General features: G+C 66.7%; 20 protein-coding genes. 14 read left to right on the forward strand and 6 right to left on the reverse strand.

Translation table 11 applies throughout. The features are described 5' to 3' along the window. Positions 1 to 2: 2 nt before the first annotated feature. The 3 genes from CYR75_RS11715 to CYR75_RS11725 all read right to left on the reverse strand — a co-directional run bounded on the left by CYR75_RS11715 (position 3) and on the right by CYR75_RS11725 (position 4,284). The gene (locus CYR75_RS11715) at positions 3 to 1,448 is read right to left on the reverse strand and encodes an aldehyde dehydrogenase family protein (RefSeq protein ID WP_101500199.1); all 1,446 of its coding nucleotides are present in this window, start codon (positions 1,446 to 1,448) and stop codon (positions 3 to 5) included. 92 nt (positions 1,449 to 1,540) lie between these two features. Further along, a complete protein-coding gene (locus CYR75_RS11720; protein ID WP_101500200.1) occupies positions 1,541 to 3,037 on the reverse strand; it encodes a carotenoid oxygenase family protein in 1,497 nt (498 codons plus the stop codon). Positions 3,038 to 3,084: 47 nt separating this feature from the next. Then, positions 3,085 to 4,284: an acetyl-CoA C-acyltransferase gene (locus tag CYR75_RS11725; RefSeq protein ID WP_101500201.1), complete on the reverse strand. Its 1,200-nt coding sequence runs from the start codon at positions 4,282 to 4,284 to the stop codon at positions 3,085 to 3,087. A 209-nt stretch (positions 4,285 to 4,493) separates the two neighbouring features. On the opposite strand from CYR75_RS11725, the gene CYR75_RS11730 reads away from it, so the two are divergent. The 9 genes from CYR75_RS11730 to wrbA all read left to right on the forward strand — a co-directional run bounded on the left by CYR75_RS11730 (position 4,494) and on the right by wrbA (position 13,642). Continuing rightward, positions 4,494 to 6,233 (forward strand): class I adenylate-forming enzyme family protein, encoded by a 1,740-nt coding sequence (locus CYR75_RS11730; protein ID WP_101500202.1) that lies wholly within the window; start codon positions 4,494 to 4,496, stop codon positions 6,231 to 6,233. Then, positions 6,230 to 7,063 carry an alpha/beta fold hydrolase gene (locus CYR75_RS11735; RefSeq protein WP_101500203.1) on the forward strand — a complete coding sequence of 278 codons (834 nt, stop codon included), beginning with the start codon at positions 6,230 to 6,232 and terminating at the stop codon, positions 7,061 to 7,063. Before CYR75_RS11730 ends, CYR75_RS11735 begins: the two co-directional genes overlap by 4 nt. Positions 7,064 to 7,103: 40 nt before the next feature. Then, a complete protein-coding gene (locus tag CYR75_RS11740) occupies positions 7,104 to 8,114 on the forward strand; it encodes a TRAP transporter substrate-binding protein (RefSeq protein ID WP_158644647.1) in 1,011 nt (336 codons plus the stop codon). Between the two features lie 36 nt (positions 8,115 to 8,150). Continuing rightward, positions 8,151 to 8,681 carry a TRAP transporter small permease gene (locus CYR75_RS11745; protein WP_101500205.1) on the forward strand — a complete coding sequence of 177 codons (531 nt, stop codon included), beginning with the start codon at positions 8,151 to 8,153 and terminating at the stop codon, positions 8,679 to 8,681. Next, positions 8,671 to 9,981 (forward strand): TRAP transporter large permease, encoded by a 1,311-nt coding sequence (locus CYR75_RS11750; RefSeq protein ID WP_101500206.1) that lies wholly within the window; start codon positions 8,671 to 8,673, stop codon positions 9,979 to 9,981. The genes CYR75_RS11745 and CYR75_RS11750 overlap by 11 nt, the downstream gene beginning before the upstream one ends. Continuing rightward, on the forward strand, positions 9,978 to 10,934 hold the full coding sequence (locus CYR75_RS11755; protein ID WP_101500207.1) for an NAD(P)H-dependent flavin oxidoreductase: 957 nt from the start codon (positions 9,978 to 9,980) through the stop codon (positions 10,932 to 10,934). Before CYR75_RS11750 ends, CYR75_RS11755 begins: the two co-directional genes overlap by 4 nt. 115 nt (positions 10,935 to 11,049) lie before the next feature. Then, entirely contained in the window at positions 11,050 to 12,258 is a 1,209-nt protein-coding gene (locus CYR75_RS11760) for a multidrug effflux MFS transporter (RefSeq protein WP_101501026.1), read from the forward strand. Positions 12,259 to 12,547: 289 nt separating this feature from the next. Further along, positions 12,548 to 12,967: a DoxX family protein gene (locus CYR75_RS11765; RefSeq protein WP_101500208.1), complete on the forward strand. Its 420-nt coding sequence runs from the start codon at positions 12,548 to 12,550 to the stop codon at positions 12,965 to 12,967. Positions 12,968 to 13,051: 84 nt separating this feature from the next. Then, positions 13,052 to 13,642: an NAD(P)H:quinone oxidoreductase gene (gene wrbA / locus CYR75_RS11770; protein WP_101500209.1), complete on the forward strand. Its 591-nt coding sequence runs from the start codon at positions 13,052 to 13,054 to the stop codon at positions 13,640 to 13,642. Positions 13,643 to 13,715: 73 nt separating this feature from the next. Here wrbA and CYR75_RS11775 read toward each other — a convergent pair whose 3' ends face one another. Both CYR75_RS11775 and CYR75_RS11780 read right to left on the reverse strand, forming a co-directional pair. Continuing rightward, complete coding sequence (locus CYR75_RS11775) at positions 13,716 to 14,330, reverse strand: hypothetical protein (protein ID WP_158644648.1); 615 nt, start codon at positions 14,328 to 14,330, stop codon at positions 13,716 to 13,718. After that, positions 14,242 to 14,781 (reverse strand): FUSC family protein, encoded by a 540-nt coding sequence (locus CYR75_RS11780; protein WP_101500211.1) that lies wholly within the window; start codon positions 14,779 to 14,781, stop codon positions 14,242 to 14,244. The genes CYR75_RS11775 and CYR75_RS11780 overlap by 89 nt, the downstream gene beginning before the upstream one ends. A 251-nt stretch (positions 14,782 to 15,032) precedes the next feature. On the opposite strand from CYR75_RS11780, the gene CYR75_RS11785 reads away from it, so the two are divergent. The 3 genes from CYR75_RS11785 (at position 15,033) to CYR75_RS11795 (ending at position 17,231) form a co-directional block, all read left to right on the forward strand. Continuing rightward, the gene (locus tag CYR75_RS11785) at positions 15,033 to 15,995 is read left to right on the forward strand and encodes a pirin family protein (protein WP_101500212.1); all 963 of its coding nucleotides are present in this window, start codon (positions 15,033 to 15,035) and stop codon (positions 15,993 to 15,995) included. Positions 15,996 to 16,075: 80 nt separating this feature from the next. Next, positions 16,076 to 16,750, forward strand: coding sequence for an alpha/beta hydrolase (locus tag CYR75_RS11790; RefSeq protein ID WP_101500213.1), 675 nt, complete (start codon positions 16,076 to 16,078; stop codon positions 16,748 to 16,750). Positions 16,751 to 16,865: 115 nt separating this feature from the next. Continuing rightward, on the forward strand, positions 16,866 to 17,231 hold the full coding sequence (locus CYR75_RS11795; RefSeq protein WP_101500214.1) for an MliC family protein: 366 nt from the start codon (positions 16,866 to 16,868) through the stop codon (positions 17,229 to 17,231). A gap of 141 nt (positions 17,232 to 17,372) precedes the next feature. Here the strand turns inward: CYR75_RS11795 and CYR75_RS11800 are convergent, their stop codons facing one another. Next, entirely contained in the window at positions 17,373 to 18,305 is a 933-nt protein-coding gene (locus tag CYR75_RS11800; protein WP_101500215.1) for a ring-cleaving dioxygenase, read from the reverse strand. A gap of 110 nt (positions 18,306 to 18,415) precedes the next feature. Between CYR75_RS11800 and CYR75_RS11805 the strand changes: the two genes are divergently transcribed. Together CYR75_RS11805 and CYR75_RS11810 are read left to right on the forward strand one after the other, a co-directional pair. After that, positions 18,416 to 19,315 carry a LysR family transcriptional regulator gene (locus CYR75_RS11805; protein ID WP_101500216.1) on the forward strand — a complete coding sequence of 300 codons (900 nt, stop codon included), beginning with the start codon at positions 18,416 to 18,418 and terminating at the stop codon, positions 19,313 to 19,315. A gap of 55 nt (positions 19,316 to 19,370) precedes the next feature. Next, positions 19,371 to 19,823 (forward strand): MarR family winged helix-turn-helix transcriptional regulator, encoded by a 453-nt coding sequence (locus tag CYR75_RS11810; RefSeq protein ID WP_101500217.1) that lies wholly within the window; start codon positions 19,371 to 19,373, stop codon positions 19,821 to 19,823. Positions 19,824 to 19,878: the final 55 nt, after the last annotated feature.

Genomic DNA, 19,878 nt, shown 5'->3' on the forward strand with positions numbered 1-19,878 from the left:
CGTCAGTCTTCCTTCTGCAAGGTTTCGAACCACCAGGGCGAGGCGCCCGGATTGCGGTTCACCAGGATCGCCTGCTTGCGCAGAAACCTCTTGAGCGCGTCGCGCCCCAGCCGCGACCCGCCAAGGCCAGAGCCGCGGAACGCGGTCTTTTCCGCCACCAGCCTGTCGCCCATCAGCATCGGCGCGATCCCGGCATCGTTGATCGAGATACCGCCGACCCACAGCCGCCGCGCCACGGCAATCGCCTCGGCTTCCGGCCCGAACACGGCACCGCTCAGGCCATAGGTCGAATCATTGGCCAGCGTGACCGCCTGATCGACGCTGTCATAGGCCATGACCGGCAGCACCGGGCCAAAGGTTTCCTCGCGCATCACCAGCATGTCATGGGTGACATCGGCCAGCACCGTGGGCGGGCACCATTTCGCGCCGTCGCGGTCGATGATCCGCCCGCCGCAGAGGATGGTGGCGCCCTTCTCCACCGCATCCTGCAGATGCCGTTCGATGATCTCGGCCTGCGGGGCGAAGGTCAGCGGCCCGATCTCGCCCTTGGCCGGATCGGGGTGGCTCAGCCGCAGCTTGCCCACCTTGTCCAGCAGCAGATCCAGAAAGCCGTCGCGGTCGGCGCGGGGGACATAGATCCGCTCGATCGAATAGCATTGTTGGCCGCTGCCAAGCGTCGCGCCATTGGCGATGGCGGTCGCGGCGCGGTCCAGATCGGCGCCGGGCAGGATCACCGCCGGGTCCTTGCCGCCAAGCTCGGTAAAGCAGGGGATGAATCGCTGCGCCGCCTGCACGACGACCTTGCGCCCGGTCGCGGTCGAGCCGGTGAAGCAGACCAGATCGCTCTGCTCGACCACCGCCGCACCGATATCGCCCGCGCGGCGCAGATAGGCCAGCACATCGCGCAGGTCCGGCACCTCGTCCAGGATGCGATCCATGACGTCGATAAAGCGCGGCGTCACCTCGGACGGTTTGACCATCACCGCCGCCCCGGCCAGCAGCGCCGGGACCGCGTCCATCAGCGACAGCGCGAGCGGGAAATTCCACGGGCTGATCACCCCGACCAGCGGATAGGCCAGATAGCCGGCCTGCGACGCGATGCCGGGAAATTCGGTGTCGTGCAGTTCCTCGGCAAAGGTCTCGGCCGCGATGCGCGACCAGCGCTCGACCCAGAAGCCGACGGCGGACAGCTCGATCCCGGTTTCGAAGCGCCGCCCGGTGTCGGTCTCGACGGCCCGGTGCAGCGCGTCGCGGTGACGCTGGATGGCGTCGGTCAACTGCGTCAGAACTGCGGCGCGATGCGCCACGCCGGCCTGTTCCCAAGCCGGTTGCGCGGCGCGCAGCCGTTCAGCCACCGCCGCCACGTCTGCCGGCGTATCGGGCAGGAAACTGTAATCGCGCGCGCCAGTGCGGGGGTTGCGCACCTCGATCGCGGATGCTGCGGTCATCTGTGCAAGCCTCTCGGGGGAGGACGGGCGCACCCGTCAATCGCTGGATGCCCCGCCACCTTGCGGCGGCGGGGCAGGTTCACCCTGCCGGATCAGTCCGCCAGGCTGACGCCGTTTTCATACAGCATGTGCGGACCGGCCCAGAAGGCATGGGCGCCGGTCGGGATGTGATAGGGCATGATGATCCGGCAGATCGGCCCCTTGTCGATATTGGCGGCATCGAACAGCACACATTCGCCCTTGCCGGTGTTCACATTGGTCACGAAGGTCACGACGTAGCCGTCATCCTCGGATTTCGAGTTCAGGCGCGGGGCAAAGGGCGCCTCGCTGACGAACTCGCCCTTGGGCATCATGAAGGTCTGGGTCTGGCCGGTTTTGACGTCGTATTTCTTCAGCCCGTCCAGCAACCACGACCCCGGCTGCGGCAGCGCGTTGTAGCTGTAGCGATAGTCGCGGCCGTTATGCAGGCCGTTGATCATCGGAAACTCGGTGATGGTGTCGTCCAGCCGCTCTTCCTTCGTCTCGCCGGTGCGCATGTTGAAGCGCCAGCGATGCATCCGGGTTTCGGTCGTGTGCATGTCCAGCATCCGGTTCAGACGCTCGTAGCCCTCTTTCGGCAGGTCGGACATGTCGGGGATCGGGTTGCCGATGATGCAGCCGTCCATGACGATCTCGTCGCCATCCTCATAGGTGTTGGACAGGTGCAGCATATAGCAGGGTTCGGCCTCGAACCACTTCACGTCCTCATTGGTGCCAAAGCGCGGGATCACCCCGAAGCGCGAGGGCACGTCGCGGTGGAAGCCCAGCCGATGCTTGCCCTGCTTCAGCCCCTCGTGGTCGAAATACAGCGGCAGGTCGTGCAGCACGCAGTAATTCTCGGTCATGCCCATGTCATGCGGCCAGCGCGGGCCGGGCAGGTCGATGGGAACATAGTGGACAAGGTTGTTCTCGGCATCGACGACGCCGTAATTCATGAAGGGCGGCTCTTCGGCGAAGTTGAAGAACATCATGTGGCCGCTGTGCTCGTCCACCTTGAAGTGCGAGCAGATGCCGCGGTCGCCAAGCGCCTGCGCCCAGTTCTCGTCCGGTCCCAGCGTTTCCAGCGTGCGCGTGTCCAGCCGGTAGGGCTCGGAACATTGCGACATGGCGACGATGATCTTGCCGCCATGGACGATGACGTCGGTGCCGGCATTGTCCTTCATCTTGCCGATGCTGCCCCAGCCGCGACGGACCGCCTTGCGCGGCTCGATGATGCCGGGCCACAGCGACTTGCCGGCGGCGCGTTCGGCGAGCAGGCCCGTGGTCATGGTGAAGCGGTTGCGGTATTCGACCTTGCCCTCGTTGAACCAGACGGCATGCAGCATACTGTCGCCGTCAAAGGGGTGATAGCGGCCGATGGGTTCGTGGATCTGGTTGTGGCCGTTGCGGACATACATGCCCTGCAGATCCTTGGGGATCTCGCCCACCACCTCGAGCTCGGGGCCCTTTGCGGTGTATTCCAGGTCGATGGGCTTGTGCGGCCCGTTCAGATAGGGGTTGTCGTTCGGGAATTTCACGGTCGAATGACCGTGATCGAAGATATGGAGCATGGTATTCTCCTGCTACTGGAAGACGCGCCCTTGGGGCGGGTTCGGTTTCAAGTTGGGATACGTTCGATCACGGCAGCCGAGGCGACCCCGGCTGCCCCCGCGATTGCGACCAGTCCATAGCGCAGATCGCGGGCGTCCATTTCGTCCAGCAGGGTGCCGACCAGCATCGCGCCGGTCGCCCCCATCGGATGGCCAAGCGCGATCGAGCTTCCGTTGACGTTGAATTTGTCCAAGGAAAGATCGAAGGCGCGGATATAGTGCAGGGTGACGGCGGCAAAGCTGTCGCGCACCTCCCACAGGTCGATATCGTCGGCGCTTAGCCCGGCGCGCTGCAGGGCAAGGCGGCTGGCATCCACGGCGCCGGTCTGGGTGATGGCGACATTCGCCTCGGCGGTGGCGAGGATGCGGGCGCGCGGGGTCAGCCCGTGACGCTTCGCAGCATCTTCGCCCGCCATCAGCACCAGCGCCGCGCCATCGGCCATGGCCGGGGCGTTGCCGGCATGGTGGACATGCACGATCCGGTGCAGATCGGGAAACCCGCTCAGCAGGGCTGCCACGTCCGATGCGTCACCGACCTTTTCAAAGACCGGGTCCAGCCCGGACAGGCTTTCCGCCGTCACGCCGCTGCGGATGGTTTCGTCCTGATCCAGCAGCACCGCACCGCTGGCATCGCGGACCGGGATGATCGAGGTGAAGGCCCCGCGCGCCCGCGCCGCCTCGGCCCGCTGTTGCGACAGCGCGGCATAGGCGTCGCAATCGGCGCGGCTGATGTCGTGCTGCGTGGCGACCAGATCGGCGCCCAGCACCGGATGAACGGACCGCGCCGACCGCGCGACATCCTTATCCGCGAACAGCACCCCATTGTCGGAAAACATCGGGGTGCGGGACATCATCTCGACCCCGCCGCCCAGCACGACGCTGTCATTGACCTGCGCCTGCGCAGCCGCCGCATTGACCGCCGACAGGCCCGAGGCGCAGAAGCGGTTGATGGTGGCGGCGGGCACCTCGTCCGGCCAGTTCGCCCGCAAGGCCGCGACCTTGCCGATGTTCGAGCCCTGATCCCCGGTCTGGGTGACGCAGCCGATCAGCGCATCGCCGACCAGCGCCTCGACCCCCGGATGACGGGCGGCAATTTCGCGGTAAAGCCCGGCCAGCAGGTCGGCCGCCCGCAGGCTGCTGAGCGCACCGCCCCTGGTGGTGCCACGGCCGCGCGGCGTTCGGATCGCATCGATGATGACAGTCTGCATAACGCGCCGCCCTCCCCAAGAATCGTCGCTGTTGCTTCATTAGATGAAGTTTCGACTATGAATGTCAAGCCCGCATGTCGGCCAGAATAAACCTGCCTTACTTTAGCGCATATAACGACAAAAATGATAATAGTCGTAGAAAGCACCTCTGAATTGGTCTATCTACTGTAGTCAAGCGATTCGACATTACAGGGAAGGGGGGCCCGTTCATGTGTTCAGCAGTCCAGACCCGTCACGAGGATGTTTCCGCAACGCCGCTGCTGCTTGGCGAGCTTTTGTTGCGGCGTCGCGCCGATGCGGCTGACCGCTGCGCGCTGATCGACCCGCCCGACCGGGCGCGCGTCACCGACGGCCCGGCACAGCGCCTGACCTGGCGCGAGGTCGGCGAGCGGGTGGACCGCCTGTCGCTGGCGCTGCTGGATGCGGGCGTCCGCAAGGGCAGCATGGTCCTGAGCCCTGCGCCCACGGTTCACGAAACCATCATCGTGCAGCTTGCCATCCTGCGTCTGGGCGCGATCTGCGCCCCGGTGCCGATCCAGTATCGCGAACACGAGCTGGCGCGGCTGATGGATGTGGTCGAACCCGACGCGATCGTGGGCTTTGCCCGGCTGGGCAAGTGCGCGCATATGCAGATGCTGCAGATGCTGCATGATCTGGTCGCCAAGCGCGGGAAGGATATTCCCCTGCTGGCTTATGGCCCCGACCTGCCCGACGGCGTCATCGCGCTGGACCCCGATGCGGCGCGGGCGCCCGATGACGCGGAATTGCAGCGGCTGGCGCGTTACGACGCGGCGCTGCAGCTTGGTCCCGACGACACGGCGATGATCGTGTTTTCCTCGGGCAGCGAGGCCTCGCCCAAGGCGGTGCGCCGCAGCCACAGCAACCAGATGCACCAGCGCCGCTTTCTGGCCGATATCGGCGGCTTGCAGGACGGCGCGTGTTTTATGTCGCCCCGGATGCTGAACACCATCGGCGCCATCACCACCGGGCTGGTGCCCTGGCTGGAACTGGGCGGCCGCATGGTCCTGCACCAGCCCTTCGACATGGAGGTGTTCCTGCAGCAGATCCGCGACGAACGCCCCGAAATGACCAGCGCCCCGCCCGCGATCCTGCAGATGATCCTGCAGCGCGACGACGCGGGCGAGGCGGTCGATCTGTCCAGCCTGCACCACATCACCTCGGGCTCGGCGCAGCTCAGCCCCTCGGTCGTGCATGCCTTCCGCGAGCGGTTCGGCATCGACATCGTCAATGTCTACGGATCAAGCGAAGGCGCGCTGCTGGTCTCGTCCGAGGCCGACATGGCAGCGCCCGAGGATCGCGCCGCCTTCTTCCCGGCCTACGGCTGGAACGGCTTCCGCTCGGCCCTGCCCTGCGCGACCGAGGTCGAGACGAAGCTGGTCTCGCCCGACACCGGCGAGGTCATCACCGAACCCGGCGTGCCGGGCGAGTTGTGCGTCCGCAGCCCGCTGGTCTTCGACAGCTACTGGAACGACCCGGCCCGCACCGCCGCTGCCTTCGACGACGAAGGCTATTACCGAACCGGCGACCTGTTCGAACACGCCGGCGGCGGCAGGCCCTATTACCGCTTTGTCGGGCGGCTGAAGAACATGATCGTGCGCGGCGGCATGAACATCTCGGCCGAAGAGATCGAGGGGCTGCTAATCGACCACCCCAAGCTGCGCGAGGTCTGCGTGGTCGGCCGTCCCGATCCCAAGCTGGCCGAGATCGTCGCCGCCGTGGTGGTGCCGAAACCCGGCCAGTCGGTGACGCTGGACGAATTGATCGCCTATCTGCGCGATGACTGCCATGTCGCCGTTTTCAAACTGCCCCAGCACCTGACCGTCATCGAACACATGCCCCGCGCCGGCGGCGGCAAGGTGGATATCGGCGCGCTGCGCGACCTGGTCGCCACGGATGCGCGCAAGGAAACCGAAAAGGAAACGACATGAGCAAGATCCGACTTCCCGACCACAGCGTCAGCGGCAGTGGCGACATCACCGTGTTTCTGCTGCACGGCGCCTTTGGCGCCAAGGAATACTGGTTCCGCCAGATCGAGGCGCTGACCCATGCCGGCTACCGCGTCGTCGCCTGGGACGCGCCCGGCTATGGCGTCAGCCCGATGCCCGCCGATTTCAGCGTCGAGGCCGCCGCCCGCGCCGCCGAACACCTGATCCGGGCCGAGGGCACCGCCCGCAACGTCGTGCTGGGCCACAGCATGGGCGGGATGATCGCGCAGCGCTGCTACAGCTATTGCCCGGACCTGATCGACGGTCTGGTGTTGTCGGCGACCAGCGCGGCTTTCGGCAAGTCCGACGGCGACTGGCAACAGGAATTCGTCCGCGCCCGCGTGGCGCCGCTGGACAATGGCATGACCCTGCCCGAATTCGCGCCCAAGATGATCGCCGCGATGCTGGCCCCCGGCTCGGCCGGTCAGGACATCGACCGCGTCATCAGCGTCGTCAGCCTGATGCGCGAGGACACCTTCCGCGCCGCCGTCCAGGCCATCACGCAGTTCGAGGGCCGCGACGTGCTGCCCATGATCGAGGTGCCGACGCTGTGCATCTCGGGCGGTCACGATCTGGCGGCGGCCCCGCCCAAGGTCATGGAAAAGATGGCCAGCAAGATCGCGGACGCCGAATATCACTGCATGGAGCATGTCGGCCATTTCGGCTGGGCCGAGGATGCCGACGGCTTCAACAGGATCCTGATCGATTTCCTTGACCGCAGGGTCAAGGCTGCGGCACGCGATGTCGACGACCTCGCCACCGCGATGCACTGACAGAACCGACGACAAACTGAACCCCAAGGGAGGACTTGGAATGGGTAACCACTGGACCAACATGATCGCGGCTTTTGCCTTTGGCGGCGCTGCGATCGCCACCACCGCCGCCTATGCAGAGCCGAAAGAACTGAGCTTTGCCACCTACATCCCCGCCAGCTCGTCGTTCATCGTCGACGATCTGGTGCCGTGGACGGAATGGGTGAACGAGCGCGCGAACGGCGAATTCAAGATCAAGGTCTATGCCGGCGGCACGCTCAGCCGCGACCCGAACCAGCAGGACAAGCTGGTCAAGGACGGCATCGCCGACATGGTCGCGATCGTCCCCGGCCGCTCGCCGGGCGAATACCCGAACTATGCGATCTTTGAACTGCCCGGCTTTGCCCGCAGCGCCGCCGAAGGCACGCAGGCGGCGTGGGAGCTGTACAAGGAAGGCAAGCTGGGCCAGCACGATCAGATCCAGATCGTGTCGATGTGGATGGCCGAGCCGGGCATCCTGTTCTCGTCCAAGCCGGTCGAATCGGTCGCGGATTTCGAAAACAAGCGCGTGCGCGTGGCCGGCGGCACCCAGACCGACACCATGCTGGCGCTGGGCGCGATCCCGCAGCCGGTCAAGGCCAGCGAGGTCGCCGAGGCGATCAGCCGCGGGATGCTGGACGGGGCGCTGGTCGACTGGACCGTGGCCGACACCTTCCGCGTCCACGAGGTGACGAACCACGTCTACAACATCCCGATGGGCTCGCTGCCCTTCCTGCTGGCGATGAACGTGGACACCTATGCCAGCCTCTCGGACGAGGGCAAGGCGCTGATCGACGAGGCCGGCGAGGAATGGATGCGCCGTCAGGGCCCGTTCTTCGGCGAAGAGGGCAAAGAGGTCCGTGCCAAGCTGGAAGCCAGCGGCAAGCACACCGTCGTCGACGCGACCGAGGAGCAGATCCAGCTGCTTCTGGAAAAGACCAAGGCGCTGCGCGAAGACGTCGCCAGCCGTGTCGAACCGGGCCTGATCGAGGCCTATGACGAGAAGCTGCAGAAGTTCCGCGCCGGCAGCTGATCCGGCACGGGGACGAGGAAAAACGGGAGGTCGAGGATGTCCAATAACCTGCTCTTGCGCGTCGAGAAGTGGTCGGAGGCGATCAGCAAGCCGACCGCGATCATCGGGGTCGCATTCCTGCTGCTGGCTTCGGGCCTGACCATCGCGGATGTGGTCAGCCGGTGGCTGTTCGGCAAGCCGCTGATCTTCGTCCCTGACCTGTTCGGTCTCAGCATCATCCTGGTGGTGGCGGCCACCTTCCCCACCGGGGTGCTGCAACGCAAACACGTCGCCATCGACTTCTTCGGCACCTGGCTGGGGCGGCACGCCTCGCGGATCCTCGATTCGCTGGCCGCGCTGGCCACCGCGCTGTTTCTGGCCGTGCTGGCCTGGCAGGTGACCGAGGTCGCGATCAGCAAGGCGGCCGAGAACGACTATACCTATGTCATGCGCCTGCCGACCGCCCCCGTCTGGTGGCTGGCGGCGATCATCATCTGGATCAGCGTGCCGATGCAGTTCGTCGTGTTCCTGCTGCAACTGGTCCACAACAAGTCCAAGCCTGCCGAGGACCTTACCCATGTCGAATGAAATGGTCGGCCTGATCGGCGTCGGCTCGCTGATGCTGATGATCGTGCTGCACATCCCCATCGGGGTCTCGATGGCCATCGCCGGCGCCGTCACCTTCGCCTTTCTGCGCAACTGGGACGCCGCCTTCTCGGTCATCGGGACCGAGGCGACCTCGGCCATTGCCAGCCCCGATCTGGCGCTGATCCCGCTGTTCATCCTGATGGGCAACTTCGCCGCCGGCGGCGGCATGGCGCGCGACGTCTATCGCCTCGCCTTCGCCTTTGTCGGGCATCTGCGCGGCGGTCTGGCGATGGCCACCATCGGCGGCTGCGCGGGCTTTGGCGCGGTCAGTGGCTCGTCCATCGCCACCGTCACCACCATGACCAAGGTGGCCTATCCCGAGATGACCCAGCGCGGCTATTCGGAACGCCTCGCCGGGGGCAGCATCGCCGCCGGCGGCACGCTGGGGATGCTGGTGCCGCCCTCGATCATCTTCGTGCTGTATGGCATCCTGACCGAGAATTTCGTGCTGACGCTGTTCACCGCAGCCATCGTGCCCGCGATCATCGCGGTGCTGATGCACTTCATCGCCATTCAGGCCTATCTGCGCCTGTCGCCTGAATCCGGCCGCTCGGCCGAGCGGACAAGCTGGTCCGGGCGCCTGCACGCGCTGCGCGGGGCGTGGACGGTGCTGCTGCTGGCGGTTGTCGTCGCGGGCGGCATCTATTCCGGCATCTTCACCGTCACCGAATCCGCCGCCGTGGGCGCCGTGCTGTCGATGGCCATTGCCCTGTTCCGGGGCGAGATGAAGATGCGCTCGTTCTGGGCCGCGCTGCACGACACCGCCGCCACCACCGCGATGATCTATGTCATCGTGATCGGCGCGGGCATCTTCAGCTATGCCATGACGCTGTCGCTGCTGCCCGAGACGCTGGTCAACTGGATCGGCGGGCTGCCGGTGCCGCCGCTGGTCATCATCGCCATCCTGATGATCTTCTACATCATCATGGGCGCGATCTTCGACACCATCTCGGCCATGGTGCTGACGCTGCCCTTTGTCTATCCGGTCATCCTGCAGCTGGGCTATGACCCGATCTGGTGGGGCGTCATCATGATCATGGTGATCGAGATCGGCATGATCACCCCGCCCATCGGCATCAACGTGCTGGTGATGAACGCGATGCTGCCGGGATCTTCGCTGGGCACCATCTATCGCGGCATCGTGCCCTTCCTGATCGCGGATCTGGTGCGTCTGGTCATCCTGATCCTGATCCCGGCGCTGTCGCTGTATCTGCCGACGATCATGGGGATGCCGAGATGACCGAGCGTTTCGGAAACCCAACCCTGCGCGACGAACTGCCGGGCCGGCTGCGCTACAGCCTGCCGGCCATCGTCGCGCCGATGTTCCTGGTCTCCAGCGGCGAGATGGTGGCCGCGGCGGCCCGCAACGGCGTCATCGGCGCCTATCCCTCGCTGAACGCGCGCAGCAGCGCGGGCTTTCGCGAGGTGCTCCAGACGCTGGACGCAGCGCTGGCCGGGGCAGAGACGACGGCCTATGCGGTCAATCTGGTCACCCACCGCTCGAACCCCCGCTTTGCCGAGGATATGGCCGTCTGCGCCGATCACCGCGTGCCGCTGGTCATCACCGCGCTGGGCAGCCCGACCCCGGCGCTGGGGCCGGTGCATGACTATGGCGGGCTGGTCTTTGCCGATGTGAACTCGCCCGCGCTGGCCCGCAAGGCCGCGGCCGCCGGGGCGGACGGGCTGATCCTGGTCTGCTGCGGCGCGGGCGGCCATACCGGCACCATGAGCCCCTTTGCCTTCGTGGACGAGGTGCGCCGCTTCTTCGACGGCCCGCTGGTCGTCGCGGGCGGCATCGGGACCGGGGCTGCCATCCGCGCGGTCATCGGCATGGGCGCCGATCTGGCCTATATGGGCACGCGCTTTCTGGCCGCGCAGGAAAGTCTGGCGGTGCAGGATTTCAAGCAGATGGTCATCGACTGCGGCTTTGACGACATCCTGTGCACCGACGCGATCACCGGGGCGCTGGCCAACAAGCTGCGCCCCAGCCTGGTCCGCGCCGGCATCGACCCGGACACGCTGCAATCGGGCAAGGCCTTCGATCTGTCGGGGCTGGAAAGCTCGGTCAGCAAATGGAAGGATTTGTGGTCGGCCGGGCACGGCATCGGCGCGGTCGCGGCGTCCGAAACCACGGCCGAGATCATCGACGAACTCGCCTGCCAGTTCGCGGCCACGGCTGCCAAGGCGGCCTGAGCTCCACCCGCTTGCAGCGCGCCGCGCGACGGGTCATCACACACATGCTTCACGGGCGACCGCGCTGGTCATGGGCCGAAGCGTCAGTCACAAGGACGGTCGCGCATTGAACAAGATGTCAGCCAGCCAGCTTTCGCCCGCCCCCGTCGCGCCGATCATGTCCGCGCGCCGAGTCAGCCTGATGGCCGCGATGTTCGTCGCCATGGGGCCCATCGGCATCGCGCTCTATACCCCCGCCATGCCCGCCATTGTCGAGGCGCTGGGCACCAGCAGCGGCATGGTCAAGCTGACGCTGACGCTTTATTTCGCGGGCTTTGCCTGTGCGCAGCTGATCGTCGGGCCGCTGTCGGACGCGCTGGGCCGGCGGCCGGTCATCATGGCGTTTCTGGGGCTGTTCGTCGTAGCCTCGCTGTTCGCGCTGATCGCGCAGTCCATCGAGACGCTGATGGCGGCGCGGCTGGCGCAGGGGATCGGAGCTTCGTCCGGGGTCGCCATCGCCCGCGCCGTGGTCCGCGACCTGTTCGAGGGCGAGGAATCGTCGCAGATCATGAACACCATCGGCATCATCCTGGCCATCGCCCCGGCGTTGTCGCCCACCATCGGCGGCTTCATGGTCACGCTGTTCGGCTGGCGCTCTATCTTTGTGCTGATGAGCGTGATCGCCGTGATCGTGGTGCTGATCACCCGGCGCTTCCTGCATGAAACGGTGGTGGCGGACCGATCCCGGCTGAACATCGGCGCGCTGTTCCGATCCTACGGCACGCTGCTGGGGAACCGGCATTTCATGGCCTCGTCGCTGACCATCTCCGGCTCGAACGGGGCGATCTATGCGCAGGCGACGATCCTGCCCTTCATCCTGATCGACGAGCTTGGCTTTTCCTCGGCCGAGTTCGGGCTGGCGATGATCATGCAGTCGGGCAGCCTGTTCGTCGCCGCCATCATCATCCGCCAGTTGATGAAGCGCCACAGCGCCGACCGGCTGGTGGCGCCGGGGCTGGGGCTGATCGTGGTGGCCAGCCTGATGTTCCTGACGCTGCTGTTCCGCGAGCCCAGCCTGATCGGCGTCATGGGGCCGGTCGCGATCTATGTCTTCGGCATCGCGGCGGTCATGCCGGCCAGGTCGACGGCGGCGCTGGCGCCGTTTCCCTCCATGGCCGGGGCGGCCTCCTCGCTGATGGGGTTCCTGCAGATGGGCGCGGGGCTGGTCGCAGGCTCGGTCGCGGCGCTGTTCGGCGACCCGGTGACGCCGCTGGCGGTGCTGATCCCGCTTTTGGGGCTGCTGGCCTGCCTGTCCTATGCCGTCTATTGGACCCGGCCCGCCTGATCCCGCGCCCACGATCCGCTGTGAGCCCGCGCAGCGCCGGGTCGCCACTCCACTTGGCCCCGCGCCATTATTGCCGCCATTGCAACAATAAATGCGATATTTTGCCTATTCAGGCACATGGTGCGCCAGTCTATATCTGCTGACAACCAAGCCGGCGCGCGTGCCAAGCGAACCATCCCACCTCCTGCGGGTTGTCCTCTGACAGACCTAGGCAGGGCGCAGGATCGGTCCCTGCGAACGCGCCGGCCCCACCCTCAACCCCGTCCCCGGACGGAGAAAGGCCCTCGACATGATCGACCGCCCCGCCGACCGCTATCTTGAACCCGTCTGGACCGCGCGCATGCTCAGCGTGCTGCGGATCGTTTCGGCGCTGATCTTCTTTGCCCATGGCACGCAAAAGCTGCTGGGCTTCCCGGCGATGGAAAACCCGCCCACCGCCTTTACCCTGGGCTGGATCGCTGGCCTGCTGGAGCTTGTCGGCGGCGGGCTGCTGGTCATCGGGCTGTTCACCCGCCCGGTCGCCTTCGTCCTGTCGGGCATGATGGCCGTGGCCTATTTCATGGTTCACTTCCCGCAAAGCTTCTTTCCGCCGCTGAACCAGGGCGACGCGGCGATCCTGTATTGCTTCGTCTTCCTGTATCTCGTCTTTGCCGGTCCCGGCCCGTGGAGCGTGGATGCCATGCGCAACCCGACCACCGCGCGGCCCTGACCCGCATCACCTCGGCACAGACGGCGCAGCCGGTCTGCCCGTCTGCGCCCCACCCCCCTCACTGACCACCCAAGGAGAGTATCCATGACTGTCAAGCTCGCCATCATCTATTATTCCACCTATGGCACCAACCATCAGATGGCCTCGATCGCCGCCGAGGCCGCCAAGGCCACCGGCGCCGAGGTGCGGCTGCTGAAGGCCCCCGAAACCGCGCCGCAGGATGTCGTCGCCGGCGTCGATGCCTGGGCCGCGCAGGCGGAAAAGACCGCCGACATCCCGACCGCCACGCCCGAGGATATGGAATGGGCGAACGCCTATCTGATCTCGGCCCCGACGCGGTTCGGGATCATGGCGAGCCAGATGCGCGCCTTCATCGACACGCTGGGCGGGGTCTGGTCCAAGGGCGGGCTGGCGAACAAGCCGGTCTCGGCCATGACCTCGGCGCAGAACACCCATGGCGGGCAGGAAACGACGCTGGTTTCCTTCTATACCACCGTCATGCATTGGGGCGGCTTTGTCGTCGCGCCGGGTTACACCGACGAGGCGATCTTCAAGGCCGGCGGCAACGCCTATGGCTATAGCCACACCCAGGGCGCCGAGTTCACCGACGAGGTGAAAGCCGCCATTGGCCACCAGACCCGCCGCCTGATCGAGGTCGCCGGCAAGCTGAACTGAGCCCGCAGCGCCAGCCCCGACGGGCTGGCGCATCCGGCGCGATCCTGACCGGTCGCGCCGGACGGGCTGCCGGTCAGGCCCGGCCGCAGAACTCGGCCGAGACCTCGATCCCGTCATCCAGATCGCGGCGAAACTGTTCGAGCGCGAAGCCGAGGTTGAAGATCCGGCCCAGCTCCTCGGTCGTCAGCGATTGCGCCGATCCGTCGCCGCGCATCTCATCCACCGCCGCGCGATAGGCCCCGACCGCCTCGGCCAGCGTCTCTGTCGCCTCGGGCGCGGGGTCGTTGTCCAGACAGCGGGCCATGCGCCGCAAGGTCGCCGCCCCGCACAGCGCCGCCTGACGCCAGGGCCCGGCCACATGATCATGCAGCAGATCGCTGCCCCCGCCCCGCGCCGCCCGCCGCAACATGTCCACGTCATGCCGTATCCGCCGCAAGGTGCGCAGCAATCGCTGCCCATCGGGAAGCTGCCCCAACCGGACCCGCTGCTCATGCCCCGCCTGATCCACGAACTCGGCAAGATCGCGCAGGCTTTCGCGCACCCGCCCGGCCAGTCTGCCCAGATCCGCCTGACTGGCCTCGCCTCCGGCGGCAAGGGCGTCAAGCTGGCGGGCCAGCAGCCGCGCGACCTCGGCCCCGGTCTTGCCGATGGACCGCGAGGCCCGCGCCGGCATGATCGCCACGGCCACGAACAGCCCCCACCGCACAGCCCAGACCGACGCCGAAGATCCGCGACACGGCCAGGTCCAGCGGGTTCATCTCGATCCCCGGTCGGCCCAGCAGAACCACGGCGGCGGTGATCAGCGCGATCCGGTAGCCGGGCGACAGCGACGCCACCACCGACAGCGGCGCCAGCGTGATGGCGAGCGCCGCGACATAGGTCAGCGCGTCCTCGGGCCGCAGCACAAAGGCCACTGCGGCGGCGAAACCCGCGCCCAACAGCGAGCCCAGAAACTGCTCGACCGCCATTTTCAGCGAGCCGCCGACATTGCTTTGCGTGACCATGACAGCGGTGATGACGGCCGACAGCTCGACCGACAGCCCAAGCGCATGGACCAGCCCCAACGCCGCGATGCCGGCAATGGTCATCCGCGCCGCATGGGCCAGCATCCACCGATTTCGAGACAGAAGCCGCATCATCGCCCGGCTATAGCCCAAGCGAACAGGTCAGGAAACGGCGAACGACGCCGACCACCCCGGACCCGGACAGCCGGAACAAGCGCCTTCCATCGCCCCGCCATCGCCCGCAGGATCGGATCGGCAGGCCAGGACGTTGACCCCCGCGCGGCCCTCGCCGCGACCGCTTTTGCCCTCGCGCAACCAACATCGTGACGACCCAACATCAGACCACGCCCCATCAGCCTCAACCCACATAACAAGGAGCACCACCCATGAGCTGGACCCCCTGCCCCGACCCCGTCCTGGGCGACAAGGATGGCGTCAACGCCATCGAGACCCTCATCATCCCCCGCGCCGTCGATCTGGGCGAGATGGAGGTCCGCCGCGCCCTGCCCTCGACCAAGCGCCAGATGGTCGGCCCCTTCATCTTCTTCGACCAGATGGGCCCGGCCGAGTTCCTGACCGATCAGGGCATCGACGTGCGCCCGCATCCGCACATCAACCTCGCCACGCTGACCTATCTGTTCGAGGGCGAGATCCTGCACCGCGACTCGCTGGGGACCGAGCAGACGATCCGCCCCGGCGCCGTCAACTGGATGCGCGCCGGCAAGGGCATCGTTCATTCCGAGCGGACCTCGGAGGACCGCCGCAAGAACGGGCAGCGCCTGTTCGGCATCCAGACCTGGATGGCCCTGCCCGAAGAGCAAGAGGAATCCGCCCCCGAATTCATCCATTACGGCGAGGGCGAGCTGCCGGTGATCGAGGCGGACGGCATCAAGGCCCGCATCATCGCGGGCCAGATGTTCGGCAAGACCTCGGCCCTGCGCACCGCCTCGGAAACGCTCTATGGCGATGTCGAGATGCAGGCCGGCAGCCAGATGCCCATTGATGCGGGGTACGAGGAACGCGCCCTCTATACCATCTCGGGCGAGATCGAGATCGCCGGCGACCGTTTCGAACCCGGCCAGCTTCTGGTGCTGCGCCCCGGCGACGCGATCACCGTGCGGGCGCGGTCGAATGCGCGCTTCATGCTGTTCGGCGGCGCGCCGATGGGCGGTCCGCGCTATATCTGGTGGAACTTCGTGTCCTCGCGCCCCGAACGGATCGAGGCGGCAAAGCAGGAATGGGCGCGCGGCCGTTTCGACACCGTGCCCGGCGATGAGGAAGATTTCATCCCGCTGCCGGAAAATCAGGGCAAGCCGCGCCGCGCAACGGGTGGCGTGTTCTATCCCTGAGCAGCATTGACCCTAATAGGGCCAAGGGGCGGGATCGGACTGGTCCGGCCCCCGGCCCGGTTTTCGGAAAGGCAGACGACATGACCGACGATCCACATGGCCAGACCCGCATCCTGTCCGCCGGCGCCCCGCTGGCGCAGGCAAGGCTGGCGATGATCATGCTGCATGGCCGCGGTGGCTCGCCCGAGGATATGTTGGGGCTGGCCCACCATCTGGGCATCCCCGACATCGCCATCCGCGCCCCCGAGGCGGCGGGGAATTCCTGGTGGCCCGACAGCTTTCTGGCGCCCCTGACCCGGAACGAGCCGTGGCTGAGTTCGGCGCTGAACCGCGTGGCCGGCATCGCCGAAGCGCTGGCGGCGGACGGTTTCGGGCCGGATCGGACGGTGGTGCTGGGCTTCAGCCAAGGCGCCTGTCTGGCGGTCGAATACGCCGCCCGCGCGGGCACCCCCTTTGCCGGGGTCGCCGGTCTGTCCGGCGGGCTGGTCGGCACCGCCGACGGAACCGGCCCGCGGCTGCCCGAGCTTTATGACCATGTCGAAAAGACCTTCGACTATTCCGGCCGTCTCGACGGCACGCCGGTTCTGCTGGGCTGCCATCAGCGCGACCCGCATATCCCGCTGGCCCGGATCAGGACGACGGAAGAGGTGCTGAACCGCATGGGTGCGCGGGTGACGACGCAGATCTATCCCGGCGCGGGCCACGGCATCATGGCCGACGAAATCACCGAATTGCGGGCCATGCTGAACGGCTGACCCGCGCAGATCCCGGCCGACCAAATAAGCGTGAGGCCGGGCGCAGCCCCTGATATCCCCCGCCGATCCGGGCTAGGAAGGCGGAAGACGACAATGAAACAAAGGAATTATCCCCATGCGTATCGCCCTTTCCGCCCTTTTCCTGCTGGCTGGTGCCGGCGTCGCCTCGGCGCAGGCCAATGTCTCGGTCACGCTGACCCCCGGCTCGCTGGATAACGTGCAGTCCCACAGCTATGCCTGCGGCGAAGGGCAAAGCGCGATGCCGGTCCAGTATGTGAACGCGGGCGCGAACGCGCTGGCGATCCTGCCCATCGACGGCGAGCAGCGGATCTTCGTCAACGTCGTGTCGGGTTCGGGCGCGAAATACGTCTCGGGCGCGCATGTCTGGTGGACCAAGGGCGACAGCGCGACGCTGGAAAACGAGATGGAAGAGGGCAGCAGCATCGAGTGCAGCGTCACCGACGCCCAGCCGGCGCAGTAAGCGCTGCGGCTGGTCCGGTGCGGATTTACGCCCGCATCGGACACGCCTGAAACAGCAAAAGGACCTGCGTTTGCGCGCCGGTCCTTTTCGTTCTGGACGATGCCGCTGTTCGACGGGGCGCTGCCGCCCCGCACTCGGCGCTTAGTCCGTGATCGGCGTCAGCGTTTTCTCGATCTGCGGGCGCAGATGGGCGTGCTGGTCGGGCAGTTTCAGCGCCTCGCCCAGATGGGCCACATCCTCGTCGCGGTCAAAGCCCGGCTCGTTGGTGGCGATCTCGAACAGGATGCCGCCGGGTGTGCGGAAATAGATCGCCCAGAAATAGTCGCGGTCGATCACCGGGGTCACATGCGCGCCCGCATCCAGCAGCGCGCGGCGCACCTCGGCCTGTGCGGCGCGGTCGGCGACGGCAAAGGCGACGTGATGGACCGATCCGGCGCCCTCGCGGGCACGTTCGGCGTCGGGCAGCACCTCGAGATCGACGATATCGGCGCCGTTGCCGCCCTCGATCCCCATGCGGATCAGCGCGCCGTCACGGGCAAGTTCCTGATAGCCCATGAACTTCAGCAGCTCGGCCGTGGCCTCGCCGTCGCGCAGGCGCATGGTCACGCCGCGAAAGCCGTGAACGCCGCGATCCGCCGGCACCGGCCCGTGGCCAAAGGGGGCGCGGCTGTCGTCCGGCACCTCGACCAGCGCAAAGCCGTCGCCATCCGGACCCGGGAACCGCAGGCGCTTTTCGCCGAAGCGGGTGTCATCCTGAAGCCCGCCGACCCCGGCCGCCGTCAGCCGCTCGCGCCAGTAGTCCAGCGCGCCTTCCGGCACGGCGAAGGCGGTTTCGGACACCTCGCCCGTGCCGCGGCGGCCCTTGGCGATGTGCGGGAACGGGAAATAGGTCATGACCGAGCCGGGCGTGCCGACATGGTCGCCGTAATACAGGTGATAGACGTCCGGCGCGTCAAAGTTCACGGTCTTTTTCACCCGACGCAGGCCGAGCAGCTTGGTGAAGAAATCGTTGTTCTCCTGCGCGTCCGCCGCCATCGAGGTGACGTGATGCAGGCCCTTGATCTGGTTGAGCATGACAGGCTCCTTGCTGAAGGAAGTGTTGATCCGAATTTAGGGGATCGGGGCACCCAGCAGAACAGGTATAATCTTGCATTGATTGTTGCGTCTGGCGTAACGCTAGTCGCATGGGAGAGTTGGAATCCATCCGCGTGTTTCTGGCCGTCGCCGCGCAGCAAAGTTTTGCCGGGGCGGCGCGGCAGCTTGGGCTGACCCCGGCCTCGGTCACGCGCACCATTGCCGCGCTCGAGGATAATCTGGGCGTGCAACTGTTGGTGCGCACGACGCGCAAGGTCTCGCTGACCTCGGCGGGGGCCGTCTATGCAGCGCGGGTGGCGCCCCTGGCCGAAGGGCTGGCGCAGGCGTCCGAGGCCACGAGCGAGGCGCATGGGCTGACCGCCGGGCGCATCCGCATCAGCGCGCCGGTGTCGCTGGGGCTCGAGGTGCTGCCCACGGTGCTGACGCAGTTCGCCACGCTGCATCCGCAGACCCATGTCGCGGTCAGCCTGTCGGACAGCTTTGTCGATATCGTCGAGGACGACTATGACCTCGCCATCCGCATCTCCGGCCCGCCAAGCGACAAGTCGACGATCTGGCGCAAGATCATGCCGGTGCCGCGGGTTCTGGTCGCCTCGGCCGCCTATCTGACCGCCAAGGGCGCGCCGCGCTCGCCCGATGATCTGTCGGGCTATACCTGCCTCAGCTATGGCGCCGACGCCCGCGAAGAGGTGTGGGAGCTGTCGCGCGGCGCCAGCCGCCGCAGCCACAAGGCGCGCGGCACCTTCAGCGTCAACAATGGCGATCTGCTGGCCCGGCTGGTGCTGAATGACGAGGGCATCGCCCTGCTGCCGCGCTTCATCGTGGCGCGAGAGCTGCAGGCCGGGCGGCTGGCGCAGGTGCTGCCCGAATGGTCGACGCCCGACGTCTGGCTGACGCTGTATTACCCGCCCTATGACCAGCTTCCCCTGCGCGTCGCGACATTCTCGGATTTCTTCGAGACGCATGTGAAGGAAACCTGCCCGCTGTAGCGGTGGCGCGGTAAGCCAGCTTGATTTTCGCCGTTTGATTTGATATCAAATGAATATGAGTGAGGCCAATTCCAACCTGCTGCCGCTGGAAACCGTACTGCAGATCCGAGACAGCTGCCTGTGTCTGGCGGTGCAGCGGGCGGCGCGGCGGCTGGCGCGGCGCTTCGATACCGTGTTGCGGCCCTACGGGCTGACCAACGGGCAGTTCTCGCTGATGGTGGCGCTGAACCAGCCCGCGCCGCCGCCCATCGGCCGGCTCGCCGGCTTGCTGGGCATGGACCCGGCCACGCTGACCGCCGCCGTCAAGCCCTTGGCGCGGCGCGGCCTGCTGACCGTCGCGCCCAACCCCGAGGACGGGCGCTCGCGCCTGCTGCAGATCACGCCCGAGGGGGTGGCGCTGATGCGCAAGGCGGTGGTGACCTGGCAAGAGGCCCATGACGAGGTCGAGGCGCAGCTTGGCCCCGACCTCGCCCGGACGCTGCGCGCGGGGCTGGCGCGGATCGACTAGAACCGAACGACCGCGACGGCAGCCGCGCGGTGCGGCCGCCCGCATGACAGAGGGA

Source organism: Paracoccus jeotgali (genome assembly GCF_002865605.1).
Lineage (GTDB): Bacteria > Pseudomonadota > Alphaproteobacteria > Rhodobacterales > Rhodobacteraceae > Paracoccus > Paracoccus jeotgali.

Excerpts from the sequence above, each read along its gene's own strand:
- CYR75_RS11715 (WP_101500199.1), bottom strand. The coding sequence starts at position 1,448 with ATGACCGCAGCATCCGCGATCGAGGTGCGCAACCCCCGCACTGGCGCG.
- CYR75_RS11720 (WP_101500200.1), bottom strand. The coding sequence starts at position 3,037 with ATGCTCCATATCTTCGATCACGGTCATTCGACCGTGAAATTCCCGAAC.
- CYR75_RS11725 (WP_101500201.1), bottom strand. The coding sequence starts at position 4,284 with ATGCAGACTGTCATCATCGATGCGATCCGAACGCCGCGCGGCCGTGGC.
- CYR75_RS11730 (WP_101500202.1), top strand. The coding sequence starts at position 4,494 with ATGTGTTCAGCAGTCCAGACCCGTCACGAGGATGTTTCCGCAACGCCG.
- CYR75_RS11735 (WP_101500203.1), top strand. The coding sequence starts at position 6,230 with ATGAGCAAGATCCGACTTCCCGACCACAGCGTCAGCGGCAGTGGCGAC.
- CYR75_RS11740 (WP_158644647.1), top strand. The coding sequence starts at position 7,104 with ATGGGTAACCACTGGACCAACATGATCGCGGCTTTTGCCTTTGGCGGC.
- CYR75_RS11745 (WP_101500205.1), top strand. The coding sequence starts at position 8,151 with ATGTCCAATAACCTGCTCTTGCGCGTCGAGAAGTGGTCGGAGGCGATC.
- CYR75_RS11750 (WP_101500206.1), top strand. The coding sequence starts at position 8,671 with ATGTCGAATGAAATGGTCGGCCTGATCGGCGTCGGCTCGCTGATGCTG.
- CYR75_RS11755 (WP_101500207.1), top strand. The coding sequence starts at position 9,978 with ATGACCGAGCGTTTCGGAAACCCAACCCTGCGCGACGAACTGCCGGGC.
- CYR75_RS11760 (WP_101501026.1), top strand. The coding sequence starts at position 11,050 with ATGTCAGCCAGCCAGCTTTCGCCCGCCCCCGTCGCGCCGATCATGTCC.
- CYR75_RS11765 (WP_101500208.1), top strand. The coding sequence starts at position 12,548 with ATGATCGACCGCCCCGCCGACCGCTATCTTGAACCCGTCTGGACCGCG.
- wrbA (WP_101500209.1), top strand. The coding sequence starts at position 13,052 with ATGACTGTCAAGCTCGCCATCATCTATTATTCCACCTATGGCACCAAC.
- CYR75_RS11780 (WP_101500211.1), bottom strand. The coding sequence starts at position 14,781 with ATGATGCGGCTTCTGTCTCGAAATCGGTGGATGCTGGCCCATGCGGCG.
- CYR75_RS11785 (WP_101500212.1), top strand. The coding sequence starts at position 15,033 with ATGAGCTGGACCCCCTGCCCCGACCCCGTCCTGGGCGACAAGGATGGC.
- CYR75_RS11790 (WP_101500213.1), top strand. The coding sequence starts at position 16,076 with ATGACCGACGATCCACATGGCCAGACCCGCATCCTGTCCGCCGGCGCC.
- CYR75_RS11795 (WP_101500214.1), top strand. The coding sequence starts at position 16,866 with ATGCGTATCGCCCTTTCCGCCCTTTTCCTGCTGGCTGGTGCCGGCGTC.
- CYR75_RS11800 (WP_101500215.1), bottom strand. The coding sequence starts at position 18,305 with ATGCTCAACCAGATCAAGGGCCTGCATCACGTCACCTCGATGGCGGCG.
- CYR75_RS11805 (WP_101500216.1), top strand. The coding sequence starts at position 18,416 with ATGGGAGAGTTGGAATCCATCCGCGTGTTTCTGGCCGTCGCCGCGCAG.
- CYR75_RS11810 (WP_101500217.1), top strand. The coding sequence starts at position 19,371 with ATGAGTGAGGCCAATTCCAACCTGCTGCCGCTGGAAACCGTACTGCAG.